This is a genomic window from Lysobacter changpingensis, assembly GCF_017308985.1.
Lineage (GTDB): Bacteria > Pseudomonadota > Gammaproteobacteria > Xanthomonadales > Xanthomonadaceae > Lysobacter_J > Lysobacter_J changpingensis.
Map to the genome: position 1 here is coordinate 41308 of NZ_JADWPE010000007.1, position 17469 is coordinate 58776.

The 17469-nt window shown below is 69.4% G+C and carries 14 protein-coding genes; 10 read left to right on the forward strand and 4 right to left on the reverse strand.

The window, feature by feature from the left end:
• The first annotated feature begins 1 nt into the window (after position 1).
• The 6 genes from I4U41_RS15955 to I4U41_RS15980 are packed head-to-tail and all read left to right on the forward strand — an operon-like array spanning position 2 to position 6491.
• Positions 2 to 1084 carry a threonine dehydratase gene (locus I4U41_RS15955; protein WP_206862171.1) on the forward strand — a complete coding sequence of 361 codons (1083 nt, stop codon included), beginning with the start codon at positions 2 to 4 and terminating at the stop codon, positions 1082 to 1084.
• On the forward strand, positions 1081 to 2658 hold the full coding sequence (locus tag I4U41_RS15960; protein ID WP_206862172.1) for a 2-isopropylmalate synthase: 1578 nt from the start codon (positions 1081 to 1083) through the stop codon (positions 2656 to 2658). Before I4U41_RS15955 ends, I4U41_RS15960 begins: the two co-directional genes overlap by 4 nt.
• A 23-nt stretch (positions 2659 to 2681) precedes the next feature.
• Positions 2682 to 4130: a 3-isopropylmalate dehydratase large subunit gene (gene leuC, locus I4U41_RS15965; RefSeq protein WP_206862173.1), complete on the forward strand. Its 1449-nt coding sequence runs from the start codon at positions 2682 to 2684 to the stop codon at positions 4128 to 4130.
• Positions 4130 to 4744 carry a 3-isopropylmalate dehydratase small subunit gene (gene leuD / locus I4U41_RS15970; protein WP_206862174.1) on the forward strand — a complete coding sequence of 205 codons (615 nt, stop codon included), beginning with the start codon at positions 4130 to 4132 and terminating at the stop codon, positions 4742 to 4744. The genes leuC and leuD overlap by 1 nt, the downstream gene beginning before the upstream one ends.
• Positions 4734 to 5822 (forward strand): 3-isopropylmalate dehydrogenase, encoded by a 1089-nt coding sequence (gene leuB / locus I4U41_RS15975; RefSeq protein WP_206862175.1) that lies wholly within the window; start codon positions 4734 to 4736, stop codon positions 5820 to 5822. The genes leuD and leuB overlap by 11 nt, the downstream gene beginning before the upstream one ends.
• 60 nt (positions 5823 to 5882) lie before the next feature.
• Positions 5883 to 6491 (forward strand): hypothetical protein, encoded by a 609-nt coding sequence (locus tag I4U41_RS15980; protein WP_206862176.1) that lies wholly within the window; start codon positions 5883 to 5885, stop codon positions 6489 to 6491.
• Positions 6492 to 6529: 38 nt separating this feature from the next.
• On the opposite strand, the gene I4U41_RS15985 is transcribed toward I4U41_RS15980, so the two are convergent.
• Together I4U41_RS15985 and I4U41_RS15990 are read right to left on the reverse strand one after the other, a co-directional pair.
• On the reverse strand, positions 6530 to 9694 hold the full coding sequence (locus I4U41_RS15985) for an efflux RND transporter permease subunit (protein WP_206862177.1): 3165 nt from the start codon (positions 9692 to 9694) through the stop codon (positions 6530 to 6532).
• A 7-nt stretch (positions 9695 to 9701) separates the two neighbouring features.
• Positions 9702 to 10763, reverse strand: coding sequence for an efflux RND transporter periplasmic adaptor subunit (locus I4U41_RS15990; protein ID WP_206862428.1), 1062 nt, complete (start codon positions 10761 to 10763; stop codon positions 9702 to 9704).
• Between the two features lie 146 nt (positions 10764 to 10909).
• On the opposite strand from I4U41_RS15990, the gene I4U41_RS15995 reads away from it, so the two are divergent.
• From I4U41_RS15995 to I4U41_RS16005, 3 genes are all read left to right on the forward strand, one after another.
• Complete coding sequence (locus I4U41_RS15995) at positions 10910 to 11656, forward strand: TetR/AcrR family transcriptional regulator (protein ID WP_206862178.1); 747 nt, start codon at positions 10910 to 10912, stop codon at positions 11654 to 11656.
• A 127-nt stretch (positions 11657 to 11783) separates the two neighbouring features.
• Positions 11784 to 12443 carry a protein-L-isoaspartate O-methyltransferase family protein gene (locus I4U41_RS16000; RefSeq protein ID WP_242525296.1) on the forward strand — a complete coding sequence of 220 codons (660 nt, stop codon included), beginning with the start codon at positions 11784 to 11786 and terminating at the stop codon, positions 12441 to 12443.
• Positions 12444 to 12513: 70 nt separating this feature from the next.
• Positions 12514 to 13932 carry a TolC family outer membrane protein gene (locus I4U41_RS16005; protein WP_206862179.1) on the forward strand — a complete coding sequence of 473 codons (1419 nt, stop codon included), beginning with the start codon at positions 12514 to 12516 and terminating at the stop codon, positions 13930 to 13932.
• Between the two features lie 165 nt (positions 13933 to 14097).
• Here the strand turns inward: I4U41_RS16005 and I4U41_RS16010 are convergent, their stop codons facing one another.
• Both I4U41_RS16010 and waaA read right to left on the reverse strand, forming a co-directional pair.
• Positions 14098 to 15009: an acid phosphatase gene (locus I4U41_RS16010; RefSeq protein ID WP_320415213.1), complete on the reverse strand. Its 912-nt coding sequence runs from the start codon at positions 15007 to 15009 to the stop codon at positions 14098 to 14100.
• Between the two features lie 119 nt (positions 15010 to 15128).
• Entirely contained in the window at positions 15129 to 16424 is a 1296-nt protein-coding gene (gene waaA / locus I4U41_RS16015; RefSeq protein WP_206862431.1) for a lipid IV(A) 3-deoxy-D-manno-octulosonic acid transferase, read from the reverse strand.
• Positions 16425 to 16533: 109 nt separating this feature from the next.
• On the opposite strand from waaA, the gene lpxL reads away from it, so the two are divergent.
• The gene (gene lpxL, locus I4U41_RS16020; protein ID WP_206862180.1) at positions 16534 to 17466 is read left to right on the forward strand and encodes an LpxL/LpxP family Kdo(2)-lipid IV(A) lauroyl/palmitoleoyl acyltransferase; all 933 of its coding nucleotides are present in this window, start codon (positions 16534 to 16536) and stop codon (positions 17464 to 17466) included.
• Positions 17467 to 17469 lie beyond the last annotated feature (3 nt).

Genomic DNA, 17469 nt, shown 5'->3' on the forward strand with positions numbered 1-17469 from the left:
CATGGACGGCGACGTACCCACCGACGTACGCGTCACCGCGGCCGACGTGCTCGCGGCACAGGCGCGGCTGCGTCGCTACCTGCCGGCGACGCCGCTGCATCACGCCGAACGCTTCGGCTGCTGGCTGAAGCTGGAGAACCTGCAGCGCACCGGTTCGTACAAGGTGCGCGGCGCGCTCAACGCGCTGCTCGCCGCGCGCGAACGCGGCGATCATCGACCGGTGATCGCCGCCTCCGCCGGCAACCACGCGCAGGGCCTGGCGTGGTCGGCGTATCGCCTTGGCGTCAACGCGATCACGGTGATGCCGCGCGGTGCGCCGCAGACCAAGATCGCGGGCGTCTCGCACTGGGGCGCCACGGTGCGTCTCCACGGCGACACCTACGACGAAGCCAAGGCGTTCGCCGCCGAACTGGCTTCGCAAAACGGCCATCGCGTGCTGTCCGCGTTCGACGACCCCGACGTGATCGCCGGCCAGGGCACGGTCGGGCTGGAACTGGCCGCGCTCGCGCCCGACGTCGTACTGGTGCCGATCGGCGGCGGCGGCCTTGCCTCGGGCGTGGCGCTCGCGCTCAAGTCGCAGGGCGTGCGCGTGATCGGTGCGCAGGTCGAAGGCGTGGATTCGATGCTGCGCGCATTGCGCGGCGACCGTACCCCGCGTGACCCGGCGGCGACGCTCGCCGACGGCGTGCGCGTGAAGGAACCCGGACACCTGACGCAGCGGCTGCTCGCCGAACTGCTCGACGACGTGGTCGTCGTGCGCGAAGCCGAACTGCGCGAAACGCTGGTGCGCCTGGCGCTGGAAGAACACGTCATCGCCGAAGGCGCAGGCGCGCTGGCGCTCGCTGCCGGCCGCCGCATCGCCGGCAAGCGCAAGTGCGCGGTCGTGTCCGGCGGAAACGTCGACGCGGTCGTGCTCGCGCAACTGCTGTCCGACGTGCGCCCGCGCGCGCCGCGACGCCCGCGTCGCCGTCATCGCGACGCCGCACCCGCGCTGGAGCCGGCCATCGCGACCCTGAATCCCGCTTTCCCATCCAAGCCGCGCGCCGCCGTCGTCGCGCGCGACCACGAGGAGCTCACCGCATGAACGACCCCGCCGCCCGAGTACGGATCTTCGACACCAGCCTGCGCGACGGCGAGCAATCGCCCGGCTGCAGCATGACCGCGCCGCAGAAGCTCCGCTTCGCGCACGCGCTTGCCGAGCTGGGTGTCGACGTGATCGAAGCGGGCTTTCCGGCGAGTTCGGAAGCCGACATGGACGCCGTGCGCGCCATCGCGCGCGAGGTTCGCGGTGCAACCGTCGCGACGCTGGCACGCTGCCACGTCGGCGACATCGAAGCCTGCGCGCGGGCACTCGACGGCAGCGTGCATCCGCGCATCCACGTGTTCATCTCCACCAGCCCGCTGCATCGCGAACACAAGCTCGGGCTGACGCGCGAGCAGGTGATCGAACGTGCCGTCATGGCGGTCGAGCTGGCCAAGCACCACGTGGACGACGTCGAGTTCTCCGCCGAGGACGCGCTGCGCACCGAGCCGGATTTCCTCGCGCAGGTCTGCATTGCCGCGGTGCAGGCTGGCGCGCGCACGCTCAACATTCCCGACACCGTCGGTTACACCACGCCGAGCGAGATCCGCACGTTGTTCGAATACCTGCGTGCGTCCGTGATCGAATCGGGCGTGCCGGGCGCGAAGGACGCGGTGTTCAGCGCGCACTGCCACAACGACCTCGGCCTGGCGGTGGCGAACTCGCTGGCCGCGATCGAAGGCGGCGCGCGACAGGTCGAATGCACGATCAACGGCATCGGCGAGCGCGCCGGCAACTGCGCGTTGGAAGAACTGGTGATGGCGCTGCGCGTGCGCGGCGAGTACTACGGCGCGCACACGCGCATCGACACGCGCCGCCTGGTGCCCACCTCGCGCCTGCTCTCGCGCATCACCGGCATGGCGGTGCAGCGGAACAAGGCCGTGGTCGGGCAGAACGCCTTCGCGCACGAGTCGGGCATCCACCAGCACGGCATGCTGAAGCATCGCGGTACGTACGAGATCATGCGACCGGAAGACGTCGGCTGGGCGCAGTCGCAGATGGTGATGGGCCGCCACAGCGGGCGCGCCGCGCTGAGCGACCGCCTGCAGGCGCTGGGCTTCACGCTGCCCGAAGCGCAGCTCAACGCGGTCTTCGCCGGCTTCAAGTCGCTGGCCGAAAAGAAGCGCGAAGTGTTCGATGCCGACCTGGAAGCGCTGGTGCTCGGCGCCGACGCACGCGCGGCGCGCGGGCACCGCCTGGCGCGTTTCCACGTCAGCACCGGCGTCGCGCAGGACAGCCTGCCGACGGCCAGCGTGCAACTCGTCGATGCCGAGGGCGCATCGGTGAGCGAGGCTGCCGTCGGCGATGGCCCCGTGCATGCGCTGTTCGCGGCGCTCGCGCGCGCCACCGGCATCGCGCTGGAGATCGACAGCTACCAGGTCTCCAACGTCACCACCGGCGACGACGCCCAGGGCCAGGCGCAAGTGATCGCGCGCGTGGACGGGCGCGAGTTCACCGGCTCGGGCACCAGCACCGACATCCTCGAAGCCAGCGCGCTCGCGTGGCTCGACATCGCCAACCGCCTGCAGCGCACGCGCGCGCAGGCCGCAGACACGCGCGCCGCTGCGATCGCCTGACCTCATTCCAGAAAGCCAAGTCAATGACGAGCCAACCGAAAACCCTGTTCGACAAACTGTGGGACGCCCATGTCGTCACGCCCGAATCCGAGGCGGCGCCAGCGATCCTCTACATCGACCTGCACCTGATCCACGAAGTGACCTCGCCGCAGGCCTTCGCCGAACTCGACGCGCGCGGTCTGCCGGTGCGTTGTCCGGACCGCACCAAGGGCACGCTCGACCACTCCACACCGACGTTGCCGGTCACTGCCAACGGGCAGCGTCCGTACGTGAACGACGAAGCACGTGCGCAGGTCGACACGCTGCGCGCGAACTGCGCACGCTTCGGCGTGGAGCTGTTCGATTACGACAGCCCGCAGCGCGGGATCGTGCACGTGATGGGACCGGAGCTCGGCCTGACCCAACCCGGCCAGACCATCGTCTGCGGCGACAGCCACACGGCCACGCACGGCGCATTCGGCGCGCTCGCCTTCGGCATCGGCACCAGCGAGGTCGGCCACGTGCTCGCCACGCAGTGCCTGCTGCAGCGCAAGCCCAGGACGCTGGCGATCACGGTCGATGGCGAACTCGGTCCTGGTGTCGGCGCGAAGGACCTGATCCTGCACGTCATCGGCGTGATCGGCGTCAATGGCGGCACGGGCCACGTCATCGAATACCGCGGTTCGGCCATCCGTTCGCTGTCGATGGAGCAGCGCATGACGGTGTGCAACATGTCGATCGAAGCCGGCGCACGCGCGGGCCTGATCGCGCCCGACGATGTCACGTTCGACTATCTGCGCGGCCGTCCGCGCGTCCCGCAGGGCGAGGCGTTCGACGCGGCCGTTGCGCGATGGAAGGCGTTCCGCACCGACGAAGGCGCGACGTTCGATCGCGAAGTGCGCATCGATGCACGCGACATCCAGCCCACGGTCACCTGGGGCACGCATCCGGGACAGGTCGCCGCCGTGTCCGCGCACGTTCCGGGAAGCGACGATGCGGATGAAGCGAAGGCGCGCGACTACATGGGCTGGGACGCGAACGCCGCCGTCGCCGGCCGGCCGGTGGACGTGGTGTTCGTCGGCAGCTGCACCAACTCGCGACTGTCCGATCTGCGCGAAGCGGCGGGCGTGTTGCGCGGACGCCGGGTGCATCCACGCGTGCGCATGCTGGTCGTGCCCGGTTCCGAACAGGTCAAGCGCGAGGCGGAGCGCGAAGGCATCGACCGCATCGTGCGCGAGGCCGGCGCGGAGTGGCGCGAGCCCGGCTGTTCGATGTGCATCGCGATGAACGGCGACATCGTCGGCGCGGGCCAGCTGGCCGTTTCCACCAGCAACCGGAACTTCGAAGGCCGACAGGGCAAGGGCGCGCGCACCGTGCTCGCCTCGCCGGCCACCGCTGCCGCCTGCGCGGTCGCCGGCGAGATCACCGACCCGCGCCCCTACCTCACCACGCTGCCCGCGCCGCACGCCGCCGCCGAGCTGGAGACCGCCTGATGCAGCCGCTGACCGAAGTCGTATCGCGCACCATCGTGCTGCGCGAACGCAACATCGACACCGACCAGATCATTCCCGCACGCTTCCTCACCACGACACAGCGCAAGGGCCTCGGAAAACACGCGTTCAACGACTGGCGCACGCTGGCCGACGGCTCGCCGGACCCGGAATTCCCGTTCAATCGCGCGGAGAATGCGGGCGCCCGCATCCTCGTCGCCGGCCGCAATTTCGGCTGCGGCTCCTCGCGCGAGCACGCGCCGTGGGCACTGACCGACCTCGGCCTGCGCGCGGTGATCAGCGCGGAGATCGCCGACATCTTCCGCAGCAACGCGCTGAAGAACGGGTTGCTTCCGATCGTGCTCGACGAACGCATCGTCGATGACCTGCTGGAACAGCCCGGCGTCGAACTCCGCATCGACGTGGCCCAGCGCAGCCTCACGCTGCCCGATGGGCGTGTCGTGCGGTTCCCGCTCGATGCGTTCGCGCAGACCTGCCTGCTCGAAGGCGTCGACCAGCTGGGCTATCTGCTGAAACAGGGCGACGCGATCGCCCGCTTCGAATCCGCGCGCGACGCGCAGGCATCGCAAACCCGGGAGTTCCGTCATGCAAGCTGAAATCCTCGTTCTGCCGGGCGATGGCATCGGTCCGGAAGTCACTCATGCGGCGGTGCAGGTGCTGCGCGCCGTCGGGCAGCGCTACGGGCACGCCTTTCGCTTCACCCAGGAACTGATCGGCGGCGCCGCCATCGACGCCACCGGCGAGCCGTTGCCGGCGCGGACGCTGGACGCCGCGCGTCGCGCCGACGCGGTGCTGCTCGGCGCGGTCGGCGGACCGAAGTGGTCCGATCCTGGCGCGAAAGTGCGCCCGGAACAGGGCCTGCTCGCGATCCGCAAGGCGCTGGGGCTGTACGCGAACCTGCGTCCGGTGAAGCCGCATCCGGCGGCGTTGGGTGCCTCGCCGATCAAGCCGCACCTGCTCACCGGCGTCGACCTGCTGGTCGTGCGCGAGCTCACCGGTGGCGTGTATTTCGGCCAGAAGCAGCGCACGGCGACGTCGGCCAGCGATCTGTGCGAATACACCGTCGAGGAGATCGAACGCGTGATGCGTCGCGCCTGCATGCTCGCGCGCGGACGTCGCGGGCGCGTGACGTCCGTCGACAAGGCCAACGTGCTGGAAACCTCACGGCTATGGCGCGACGTCGCCACGCGCGTCGTCCGCGACGAGTTTCCCGAGATCGCACTCGAACACCAGCTGGTCGATTCGATGGCGATGCACCTGCTCGCGCGACCACGTGAGTACGACGTGATCGTCACCGAGAACATGTTCGGCGACATCCTGACCGATGAAGCGTCGATGCTGGCCGGATCGCTCGGCCTGCTGCCGTCGGCGTCGCTCGGGGAGGGGCGCGTCGGCCTGTACGAACCGATCCACGGCTCCGCGCCCGACATCGCCGGCCGCGGCATCGCCAATCCGTACGCGACGATCCTCAGCGCGGCGATGCTGCTGCGGCATTCGCTGGACCTGGAAGCGGAGGCGCGCTGCGTGGAGAAGGCGGTCGATGGCGCGCTCGCGGCGGGCGTGTTCACCGCCGACCTCGCCGTGGACGGCCGCGGCGTGTCCACGCAGGCGGCCGCGGCGGCGGTGCTGGAGCAACTCGAACTGGAATGCCAGCCGGTGGTGATGCGCGACTGAACCGCACTGGGCCAGGGTCGCATTGCCGACTTCACGCGGTTCGGGCTAGCGTGGGCGCCCATGAGCCCACGCCCTGCCCTTGCCATCGCCTTCGCCGCCTGCCTTGCGGCGTGTTCCTCCACGCCCGACGACGACGCCATGGCGCCGCAGGACGCGTTCTTCCACCATGTGGCCGGGCTGTGCGGGCAGGCGTTTGCCGGTCGCATCGCGGTGGATCGCCCGCCGACGCAAGGCGATCCGCTCGCCGGCAAGGCGCTGATCATGCACGTGCGCGAATGCAGCCGCGACACCATCCGGATTCCGTTCTACGTCGGCAGCGACCGTTCGCGCACCTGGGTGCTCACCCGCACCGCGAGCGGCCTGCGCCTCAAGCACGACCATCGCCTGCAGGACGGCACGGAAGGCGCGCTGAGCCAGTACGGCGGCGACACGGTCGACGTCGGCACGTCGGAGCGGCAGGAATTCCCGGCCGATGCGGCATCGAAGGCGTTGTTCCAGCGCGAGGACCGCGCGTCTTCGGTCTCGAACGTGTGGGCGATGGAGATCGAACCGCACGAACGCTTCGTCTACGAACTCACGCGGCCCGGCCGCGAGGTGCGCATCGAGTTCGACCTGGAACATCCGATCCCCGCGCCGCCTCCGCCGTGGAGCGTCGCGCCGAAGAAGTAAGAAAGGGGCGCCGCGAGGCGCCCTTTTCATGTCCGGATTCACGCCGTCTCCGGCGCCCTCACCCGGAACCACGCCGCATACAACGCCGGCAGGAACAGCAGCGTGAGGAACGTGGCGACGGTCAGGCCGCCCATGATCGCCACCGCCATCGGCCCGAAGAACGCGCTGCGCGACAGCGGGATCATCGCGAGGATCGCGGCGAGCGCGGTCAGCACGATCGGGCGGAAGCGCCGCACCGTCGCTTCGACGATCGCCTGCCACGGTGCGGCGCCTTCGCCGATGTCGTGTTCGATCTGGTCCACCAGGATCACCGAGTTGCGCATGATCATGCCGGCCAGCGCGATCGTGCCCAGCATCGCGACGAAGCCGAACGGCACGCGGAACACCAGCAGGAACAGCGTCACGCCGATCAATCCCAGCGGCGCGGTGAGCAGCACCATGAAGCTGCGCGAGAAACTGCGCAGCTGCAGCATCAGCAGCGTGAACACGACGAACACGAACAGCGGCATGCCGGCGGCGATGGACTTCTGGCCGCGCGCGGAGTCCTCCACGCTGCCGCCGATGTCGATCGAGTAGCCGTAGGGCAGCATCGAACGCAGGCCGTCGAGCGTCGGCGAGATCTGTGCGGTCACCGTCGCCGGCTGCGTGCCGTCGTAGATGTCGGCGCGCACGGTCATCGTGGGCTGGCGGTCGCGATGCCAGATGATGCCTTCCTCGAAGCCGTAATCGAGCGTGGCGATCTGCGTGAGCGGCACGCTCTTCCCGCTTTCGGTCGGCACCATCAGGCTGCCGAGCATGTCCAGGCGCAGGCGTTCCTCGGTCGGGCCGCGCAGCAGCATCTCGATCAGTTCGTTGCCTTCGCGGTACGTGCTGACGTGCGAGCCCGACAGCGAACTCGACAGGAACTGCGACAGCCGCGCCGAACTCACGCCCAGCGCGCGGGCGCGCTCCTGGTCGACGACCAGGCGCACGACCTTGTTCGGCTCGTCCCAGTCCAGGTTGACGTTCACCACGTGCGGGTTCTCGCGGATCTTCTCACGCACCTGGTAGGCGATCTTGCGCACCTGGTCGATGTGCTCGCCCGACACGCGGAACTGCACCGGATAGCCGACCGGCGGCCCGTTCTCCAGGCGCGTCACGCGCATCTGCAGTTCCGGGAAACGCTGGAACACGTCTTCGATCAGCCAGTTGCGGATCTCCTCGCGCGATTCCAGATCCTTCGGCGTCAGCACGAACTGTGCGAAGTTCGCCGCCGGCAGCTGCTGGTCGAGCGGCAGGTAATAACGCGGCGAACCGGTACCGACGTAGGCGACGAAGTTCGCCAGGTCCTTGCGCTGCGCGAGGATCTTTTCGAAGCGCTGCGCCTGTTCGGTGGTCGCGCGCAGCGAACTGCCTTCGGCCAGTTCCATGTCGACCATGAGTTCCGGTCGCGTGGAATCGGGGAAGAACTGCTGCGGCACGAAGCGGAACATCACGATCGACAGCACGAACGCGCCCGCCGTCACCGCGATGACCAGCCAGCGATGGCGCACGCAGAACGTCACCCACTCGCGGAACCGCACGTAGAACTTCGTCGCGTACGGATCGTGCGCGTGGCCGTCGATGGGCGGTTTGGGCGCGATGTAGTCGTGCAGCTTCGGGAAGCGGCTGGCGATGCGTTCGCGGAACGCGTGCCAGCGGTACGGGATCGAACCCGGCTTCAGCGGTTTGGCCGCGTGCCCGTAATCCGGCAGCAGCTTGTCACCGAGGTACGGAATGAACGCAACCGCCGCGACCCAGGACACCAGCAGCGCGATGGTCACCACTTCGAACAACGAACGCGTGTATTCGCCCGTGCTCGACTTCGCGGTCGCGATCGGCAGGAAGCCGGCGGCGGTGATGAGCGTGCCGGTGAGCATCGGGAACGCCGTGGAATCCCACGCGAACGCGGCGGCCTTCAGTCGACTGAAGCCCTGCTCCATCTTGATGGCCATCATCTCCACCGCGATGATCGCGTCGTCCACGAGCAGGCCGAGCGCGAGCACCAGCGCGCCGAGCGAGATCTTGTGCAGGCCGACGCCGAACAGGTCCATCGTGGCGAACGTCATCGCAAGCACCAGCGGAATCGACAGTGCGACGACGAAACCGGTGCGCAGGCCGAGCGAGAAGAAGCTCACCAGCAGCACGATCGCGACGGCTTCGGACAGCACGCGCACGAACTCGCCGACCGATTCGGTGACCGCGGCGGGCTGGTCGGCGACCTTGCGCAGCTGCATGCCGGCGGGCAGCGTTTCCTGCAGCTGCGCGAACTGCGTCTCCAGCGTCTTGCCGAGCTTGAGGATGTCTCCGCCTTCCTTCATCGCCACGCCGATACCGATGGCGTCCTCGCCCATGAAGCGCATGCGCGGCGCCGGCGGATCGGAGAAGCCGCGCTTCACGTCGGCCACGTCGGCCAGGCGGAACGTGCGGTCGCCGACGCGGATCGGGAACTCGCGGATCTCGTCGACCGACTTGAACTTGCCGCCCACGCGCAGCGGCACGCGCGTGCTCCCGGTCTCGAAGAAGCCGGCGGGCACCATCGCGTTCTGTTCGTCCAACGCCTGCTGCACGGCGGCGGCGGGAATGCCGAGCGTGGCGAGCTTCACGTTCGACAGTTCGATCCAGACTTTCTCGTCCTGCACGCCGAACAGCTCGATCTTGCCGACGTCGGGCTGCTTCTGCAGTTGCAGCTGCACGCGCTCGGCGTAGTCCTTCAGCACGGCGTAGTCGAAACCCTTGCCGGTGAGCGCGTAGATGTTGCCGAAGGTGTCGCCGAACTCGTCGTTGAAGAACGGTCCGACGACGTCGCCGGGCAACGTCGGCTGGATGTCGCCGATCTTCTTGCGCACCTGGTACCACAGCGGCGGGATGTCCTTCGATCGCAGCGAATCGCGGGCGACGAAGATCACCTGCGATTCGCCGGCGCGCGAGTACGAGCGGATGAACTCGTACTGGCCGGTTTCCATCAGCTTCTTTTCGATGCGCTCGGTGACCTGGCGCGAGACTTCCTCGGCGGTCGCGCCCGGCCACAGCGTGCGGATCACCATCACCTTGAACGTGAAGGCGGGATCCTCGCTGCGGCCCAGCCGCAGGTACGAGAACGTGCCGGCGATGGCCATCACCAGCATCGCGTAGATGATGAGGCTGCGGTGGCGCAGCGCCCATTCGGAAAGGTTGAAGCGCATGGCGGCCTCAGCGCGCGGCGGCGGCTTGGGCGACCGCGACCGGACGGTTGTCGCGGTCGACCGGCTGCACCTTCTGTCCGTCGCGCAGCAGATGTCCGCCGGCCGCGACGACCCATTCGTCCGCCCGCAGGCCGGACTTCACCGGCACGCGGTCCTCGCCGAACGCGCCGGTCTGCACCGTGCGCAGCTTCGCCGTCGAGGTCTTCGCGTCGACGACGAACACCGAGGCATTGCCGTTCTCGCGCTGGAGCGCGGCGATCGGCACGCTCAGCGAGCCGTTGCCGTTGGTGGGCAGGTAGACGCGGGCGCTCTGGCCCAGGTCGATCGCGCCGGCCGGCGCATCGACGGTCACGCGCGCGGCGAACGTGCGGGATGCCGGATCGGCCGCCGGCGCGATCTCGCGGATGCGGCCGTTCCAGCGCTGGCCGGGGCGCGACCAGGCTTCGACCTGCACGGCCTGTCCCGGGCGGACGTTCGCGATCATGCCTTCGGGCAATGCGAAGGCGACTTCGCGCACGCCGTCGGCGGCGAGCGTGAACACCGACTGCCCCGCCGCGACGACCTGCCCCGCTTCGGCCTGGCGCGCGGCGATGACGCCATCGCGCGTGGCGCGCAACTGCGAGTAGGCGGCCTGGTTGCGGGCGACTTCCAGGTCGGCGCGCGCGGCGTTGACCTGACCCTGCGCGGCGGTGGCGGCGGCGTTCTGGGCGTCGAGGGTGGAACGGCTCACCAGCTGGTCGTTCGCGAGCTTCGCGAAACGGGCCTGGTCTGCGCGGGCACGGCCGAGTTCGGCCTCGGCGGCGGCGAGTTGCGCCTGCGCGGCGCGGGCCTGGGCCTGGAGGTCGCCGGGATCGAGCGTCGCCAGCACCTGCCCGGCGCGCACGTGGTCGCCGACATCGACGTTGCGCTGCACGAGCTTGCCGCCGACGCGGAACGACAGCGGGCTTTCCTCACGCGCCCGGACTTCGCCGGCGAACGCGCTGGCGGTGTGGTCGGACGCGGTCGGGCGGGTCACCAGCACCGGGCGCGGCGCTTCCTCGACCGCGTCGCCCTGGCCGCAGGCGGCCATCAGGAAGGGAGTACAGCCGAGCAGCGTCCATGCGGCGAGTCGGAACGCAATGGAAGGGGAACTGCGCATTGCGGGGGTCCCTGCGGTTAATTAATGTACCTGTGAGTACTGTATAAATATCAAACTGATTAGTCTAGTATTGCCGCATGACCGCTTCACGCCAGCCCGCCGCGCCCCGCACGGGCGCCGCCAGCCCGCCGGCCGCTCCTGACAAGGCGGGCGCTCCCGCGAAACCGGCCGGCCCCGGCCGTCCGAAGGACATGGGCAAGCGCGCCGCCATCCTGGAGGCGGCGAAAAGAATGTTTACTCAGCACGGCTTCGACGGCGCGAGCATGGACCAGATCGCGGCCGAAGCCGGCGTCTCCAAGCTCACCGTCTACAGCCACTTCGGCGACAAGGACGCGCTGTTCCTCGCCGCGGTCGAATCGCACTGCGATCTGTCCCTGCCGTCCTCGCTGTTCGAGCCCTCGCCCGACACGCCGTTGCGCGATCGGCTGATGGACATCGCCCGCGCGTTCTATTCGATGGTGACCGCTCCGGAGGCGATCGCCGGCCATCGCATGCTGTGCTCCCCGCAGATGTCGAACTCCGGTTTGCCGAAGCTGTTCTGGGAGGCCGGCCCGATGCGCGTGCAGGCCGATTTCGCGGCGCTGCTGCAGCGGCGCATCAAGGCCGGCGAGCTGGAAGTGCCCGATGTCGCACGCGCCGCCGGACAGTTCTTCAGCCTGCTCAAGGGCGAGCCGCACGCCTGCCTGGTGTTCGGCGGCCCGGGGCCGGCGGATGCGGAAATCCAGGCGCACCTGGCCGCGGCGGTGGACCTGTTCCTGCGCGCCTACCAGGTGCGGGACGCCGCGCCGGGCAAACCTGCCGGCGCAGGACGGTCGCGCCGATGACATCGGTCTTGGTTACTTCTGGCACTCAGTCGCTTCCGGGGGCGCCGCCATCCTGTGCGCCGCGCCCGCGACGGCCGGCAGCGGCATTCCCGGTACAATTCGCGGTCTTCCGCGCGAGAGTCACGTAATGAGCACCCCCATGGATTACAGCAAGGCACGCGAATTGATGGTCGAGCAGCAGGTACGTCCCTGGGACGTGCTCGACGGCCGCGTGCTCGACGTGATGGCGGCGCTGCCGCGGGAGGCGTTCCTGCCGGTGGCGCACCGCAATCTCGCCTACGGCGACCTGGCGCTGCCGCTGGGCCATGGCGAGTTCACGATGAAGCCGGTGCTGCAGGGCCGCGCCCTGCAGGCGCTCGCGCTGGATCCGGCCGACGACGTGCTCGTGATCGGCGCCGGCACGGGTTACCTGGCCGGCTGCGCAGGCCGCCTCGCGCGCGATGTCGTCGCGCTGGAGCGCCACGCCGACCTCGCGCAGGCCGCGACCGCCGCGCTGTCCGAGCAGGCCGTGGACAACGCCCACGTCATCGTCGCCGACGCCTTCGCCTGGACGACCGATCGCCGCTTCACCGCGATCCTGGTCGCCGGTGCGGTGGACACCATCCCGCAGCGTTTCATCGACTGGCTGGAGCCGAACGGCCGCATGTTCATCGTGCGCGGTCGCTCGCCGGCGATGGAAGCGGTGCTGGTGCGCAACGATGTCAACGCGCCGCGCATCCAATCGTTGTTCGAAACCGATCTTCCCTATCTTGCCGGCGCGGCCCCCGCCCCGGCGTTCAAGTTCTGACGCAGTACCCCCCACACGCCTGCAGAACGCGGGCGGCTCAACAAGAACGCAAAACGGACAAGGACATCGCATGATCCGCCGCCCGCTCGTCATCGCCCTCGCCGCTGCCGTGAGCCTGTCGGCCCTGTTGCCGGCCACGGCCTCCGCCGAAGACCTCCTGCAGACCTACGAGCTGGCACGTACCGCCGATCCGCAACTCGCGGCGGCCGAGTCCAACCGCCTGGCCATCCGCGAAGGCGCGGTGCAGACGCGCGCGGCGATGCTGCCGCAGATCGACGGCTCGGCCTCGATCACCAAGGGTCGCAGCTACCAGCGCGGCAACACGTCGATCGATCCCGACGGCGGCATCAACACCGGCGACAGCGACACCGAGAGCACCACGCGCAGCACCGGCGTGAACCTCAGCCAGATGGTCTACGACCGCGCGAACTTCACCCGCCACAAGAGCGCGAAGGCGCTCTCGCAGGCGGCGGATTTCCAGCTCGCCGCGTCGGGCAACGACCTGATCACGCGTACGTCGGAAGCGTATTTCAACGTGCTGATCGCGCTGGAATCGCTGGCCGCCGCCGAAGCCGCCGAAACCGCGCTGAAGAAGCAGTTCGACTACGCGTCCAAGCGACTGGAAGTCGGCCTGGCGCCGATCACCGACGTGCACGAAGCCCGCGCCCAGTACGACAGCGCGCGCGCCAACACGATCCTGGCCCGCAACGCGGTCGAGGATTCGTACCAGGCGCTGGCGGAAATCACCGGCCAGCAGATCCGCAACGTGCGTGGCCTGCCGAAGGACTACCAGCCCTCGCTTCCGGAATCGCGCGACGCCGACGGCTGGGTGCAGACCGCCATCGAGAACAACCCTGCCCTGCGCGCGAAGGAACTGCAGGTCGCCTCCACCGAGGCCGACGTCGAGACCGCGCGCGCCGGCCACTGGCCGCGCCTGTACCTCAACGGTTCCTATGGCGACTCCGAAACCTGGGGCGAACGCGAGATCCTGGACGCCACGCGCGACATCGACGGCCGCACCTTCGGCCCGTCGGTCGGCCTGACGCTGTCGGTGCCGATCTTCTCCGGCGGCGCCACGCAGTCGGGCGTGCGCCAGGCGCTGGCGCGCCGCGACGTCGCGCAGGATGAGCTGGAACAGCAGAAGCGCCTGCTCGTGCGCAACACGCGCAACGCCTACCAGACGCTGGTGGCAAGCATCAGCGAAGTCGAGGCGCGACGCCTCGCGCTGGTCTCGGCGCAGGCCGCGTACGACGCGTCGCAGGTCGGCCTGGAAGTCGGTACGCGCACGGTGCTGGACGTCCTGCAGAACCAGAACAACCTGTTCACCGCGCAGCTCGAGTTCGCCCGCGCGCGCTACAACCACCTGCAGAGCCGCCTGTTGCTGGAACAGGCCGCCGGCACGCTCGACGTCGCCGACGTGCAGGACGTGAACCGCCTGCTCACCGCGGACACCGAGTCGCAGCTGTCGCCGGGCGATGTTCCGGGGTGAGGTAGGCCGCTTACGCGGCGCTGCCGCGTGGCCTGCCGAACGCCCGGCCATGGATGGCCGGGCAAGGCGCTCGGTCGCCGACTACGAACCGCCACGGATGGCAACGACCGTTCCCAAAAGCAGTTGCCCGCTCTGCCCAGTGATGGACGTAGCGTGGTGTAAGTCTTAAAGCAGCCCGTCGATCGGAATGCCCAGCGCCGCCGCTTCGGCGCCGCAATCTTCCGAAGGCGCCTGTCCTGCGGCGCGCATCGACTGCACTTCCTGCGTCGCGGCGGCGACATCGGCCTGGAAGGTGGCGTTGGACTGCAGCTTCGCGAACGTGCCGGAGGCGATCGTGCGCCCGGCCAGGACATCGCTCTGCCAGTGCGCGTTGCACACCAGGCGGCTCTCGCCGAATGCGCGTCCGCGCGCAAGCAATGCGTCGGTGCGGTCGGGCGCGATCTGCGTCAGCACCAGCGCCCACATCCAGCCGATCGAGGTATGTCCGGACGGATACGAACCATCGTTGCGCAGCGCCGCCTCGTCCTTCGGCGCGCACGTGCCTTCCTTGTAGAAGACGAAGGGCCGCGTGCGCTTGTAGTGGTCCTTCGCCGCATACGTGGCGAGCCCCGCGTCGGTCGCCGTGCGGCGGAGCAGTTGATAGAGCCGCGGCGAACCCTGCTGCGACACCGGCACCCCGAGCGCGCACGAGAAAGCGCCCGCAACGTGCGGGAAGCCCAGATCCGCATCGAAGGTCGCCAGCGTGTCGCGCGCGGTGCCGCGCAGCTTCTGCGACGCGCGGCTGACCGCCTGGTCCTGCTTGAAGGCCGGCGAACCTTCCTCCGGCGGCGCGGGCAGCAGTTTCAGGCTGTTGGGCAGGTCGCGCCCGAGATAGCCCGCCAGTATCCCCGGGCGGATTTCCGGCACGGCTTCGGCGATCGAAGGCGCCGTCGCGGCCGGAAGCATCGATGGGGCCTCCGTCTGCGTCGCCGGCTTCGTCGCGCAGGCAGACAGTGCGAAGGTCGCCGCGATTGCGATCGCCGACGTCGCCAGTGACGCGATGCCATGCGGCAGGTGCTTTCCGGAGGACTGGCCCACGTCACTTGCTCCTTCAGGTGATCTCCGTCGCCAGATGCATCACCGGGCGTTGACGGGCCGTGAAGTGTGCCGGCGCACGCGGGCCCGCACCATCGGAGGAATCGGAAGAAGCCGCGGACTCAGGTCGCCGGCGGAAGCAGCGGCGCGAGCAGTTCGATCGTGCGGGCGAGCGCCCCGCGACCGGTTTCCACCAGCGCGCGACCGGCCTCGGTCATGCGTTGCCGACGCTGTGGATTGCCCAGCAGTTCGGCCAGCGCGCGCTCGACGTGCTCCGCGTCCGGCGCGACGCACAGTGCGCCGGCGTCCTCCAGGCGCTGCGCGATCTCGACGAAGTTGTGCAGGTGCGGGCCGGTGACGATGGCGGTGCCGGTCGCCGCGGGTTCGAGCAGGTTGTGCCCGCCGATCGCCTGCAGGCTGCCGCCAACGAAGGCGACGTCGGCGCAGGCGTAGAAGCTCATCAATTCGCCCAGCGTGTCGATGACGAAGACCGCATCGTCGGCCTGCGGCCACTGCTGGCGGGAGCGCGTGGACACGGACCAGCCCGCGGTTCGCGCGAACTCCGCGACGGGACGGAAGCGTTCGGGATGGCGCGGCGCCCACAGCAGCAGCAGGTCGGGGAAGCGCGCGCGCAACTGGCGATGGATGGCTATCACCGCCGGTTCCTCATCCTCGTGCGTGCTCGCGGCGATCCACACCGGACGGCCGCCGCACCGCGCGCGGCACAGGCCGGCGAAGCCGGCGAGGTCCTCGGGCACGGCGACGTCGAACTTGAGATTGCCAACGACCGCCACCTGCTCCGGGCTCGCGCCCAGGCGCACGAAGCGCTCGCCGTCGGCACGCGACTGCGCGGCGACGGTGCGCACCGTGCGCAGCGCGCGCGCGACCAGCGGCGCGAGCACGCGGTAGCCGCGCAGCGAACGCTCCGACAACCGCGCGTTGAGGATCACCGCCGGGATGCCCGCATCGCGGCAGCCGAACAACAGGCTCGGCCACAGCTCGGTTTCCATGATCAGCGCCGCATGCGGACGGTAATGCGCGAGGAACCGCCCCACCGCACCGGGCAGGTCGTAGGGAAGGTAGACGTGTTCGACCGCATCGCCCCACAGCGCCTGCACGCGCTCGGAGCCGGTCGGGGTGATCGTGGTGACCAGCAGGCGCAGGTCCGGCCGCGCGCGACGCAGCGCGTTGACCAGCGGAACGGCGGCGTTCACCTCGCCCACCGACACCGCATGCACCCACAGCGTGCGCATCGGCGCGGCATCGCCGTAGAACGCGTAACGCTCCTGCCAGCGCAGGAAATACGCCGGCTGGCGCAGCCCGCGCCAGATCAGGTGGTAGACCGTGATGGGCGCCAACAGATACAGGGCGACCGAATACAGGCCGCGCAGGAGGCGCTCGATGGAGTCCGTCGGCATCGGCATAAGGATAACGAAGCCGGTGACGGCCGGGCGAAGAACATCGCATCGATCGTCGACGCACGACCGCGTCTACTGCATGCGGGCATCGGCCCCGTAGAATCGCCGGATGCCCAAGGCAGTCGAATCCCCCACGTCCCCGCCCCCGCCGCCACTCGGTCCGCGTCACTGGCCGATGTGGCTCGCGCTCGGCGTGATGTGCCTGGGCGCGCGTTTGCCGTGGTCGTTGCAGCGGGGACTGGGCAGGATCATCGGCGCGATCGCGTTGCGCATCGGCACCTCGCGTCGCAAGGCGGCACGGATCAACCTGGAGCTGTGCTTCCCCGAGATGCCGGCGGAGCAGCGCGAACGCCTGCTGCGCGAAAGCTTCCGCGACCTGGGCATCGGCTTCTTCGAGTTCGCGCGCGCCTGGTGGGGCTCGGCCACGCCGATGCGCCGCACCGTGCGCATCGAAGGGCTGGAACTGCTGGACGGCATCCGCGCGCAGGGCCGCGGCGTGCTGATGGTGTCGGGCCACTTCATGACGCTGGAGATGTGCGGTCGCCTGATGTGCGACCACCTGCCGCTGGCCGGCATGTACCGGCGCCACCGCAGTCCGGTGATGGAATGGGCGGTCAAGCGCGGTCGCCTGCGCTACGCGAAGGCGATGTTCACCAACGACGAAGTCCGCGCGGCGATCCGCCACCTCAAGCAGGGCGGTTTCCTCTGGTACGCGCCGGACCAGGACATGCGCGGCAAGGACACGGTGTTCGCGCCGTTCTTCGGCGTGCCGGCGGCGACGATCACCGCCACGCACCAGTTCTCGCGGCTGAGCGGCTGCGCGGTGGTGCCGTTCTTCCATCGCCGCGAGGGCGCCGACTACGTGCTGCGCATCGGCGCGCCGCTGGAGGATTTCCCGTCGAGCGACGCCGCCGTCGATTCCACCCGCGTCAATGCGGCGATCGAAGCGATGGTGCGCGAGGCGCCGACCCAGTACCTGTGGATCCACCGCCGCTTCAAGCGCCGGCCGCCCGGCATGACCTCGCCCTACGGCAAGCGCTGAAGG

What these genes read in the sequence shown, in the direction of transcription:
- I4U41_RS15995 (WP_206862178.1), top strand. Translation starts at nt 10,910, where the DNA reads ATGACCGCTTCACGCCAGCCCGCCGCGCCCCGCACGGGCGCCGCCAGC.
- I4U41_RS15990 (WP_206862428.1), bottom strand. Translation starts at nt 10,763, where the DNA reads ATGGCCGCCTGCGGCCAGGGCGACGCGGTCGAGGAAGCGCCGCGCCCG.
- I4U41_RS16005 (WP_206862179.1), top strand. Translation starts at nt 12,514, where the DNA reads ATGATCCGCCGCCCGCTCGTCATCGCCCTCGCCGCTGCCGTGAGCCTG.
- leuB (WP_206862175.1), top strand. Translation starts at nt 4,734, where the DNA reads ATGCAAGCTGAAATCCTCGTTCTGCCGGGCGATGGCATCGGTCCGGAA.
- lpxL (WP_206862180.1), top strand. Translation starts at nt 16,534, where the DNA reads ATGCCCAAGGCAGTCGAATCCCCCACGTCCCCGCCCCCGCCGCCACTC.
- I4U41_RS15955 (WP_206862171.1), top strand. Translation starts at nt 2, where the DNA reads ATGGACGGCGACGTACCCACCGACGTACGCGTCACCGCGGCCGACGTG.
- leuC (WP_206862173.1), top strand. Translation starts at nt 2,682, where the DNA reads ATGACGAGCCAACCGAAAACCCTGTTCGACAAACTGTGGGACGCCCAT.
- waaA (WP_206862431.1), bottom strand. Translation starts at nt 16,424, where the DNA reads ATGCCGACGGACTCCATCGAGCGCCTCCTGCGCGGCCTGTATTCGGTC.
- I4U41_RS16000 (WP_242525296.1), top strand. Translation starts at nt 11,784, where the DNA reads ATGAGCACCCCCATGGATTACAGCAAGGCACGCGAATTGATGGTCGAG.
- I4U41_RS15960 (WP_206862172.1), top strand. Translation starts at nt 1,081, where the DNA reads ATGAACGACCCCGCCGCCCGAGTACGGATCTTCGACACCAGCCTGCGC.
- leuD (WP_206862174.1), top strand. Translation starts at nt 4,130, where the DNA reads ATGCAGCCGCTGACCGAAGTCGTATCGCGCACCATCGTGCTGCGCGAA.
- I4U41_RS15980 (WP_206862176.1), top strand. Translation starts at nt 5,883, where the DNA reads ATGAGCCCACGCCCTGCCCTTGCCATCGCCTTCGCCGCCTGCCTTGCG.
- I4U41_RS15985 (WP_206862177.1), bottom strand. Translation starts at nt 9,694, where the DNA reads ATGCGCTTCAACCTTTCCGAATGGGCGCTGCGCCACCGCAGCCTCATC.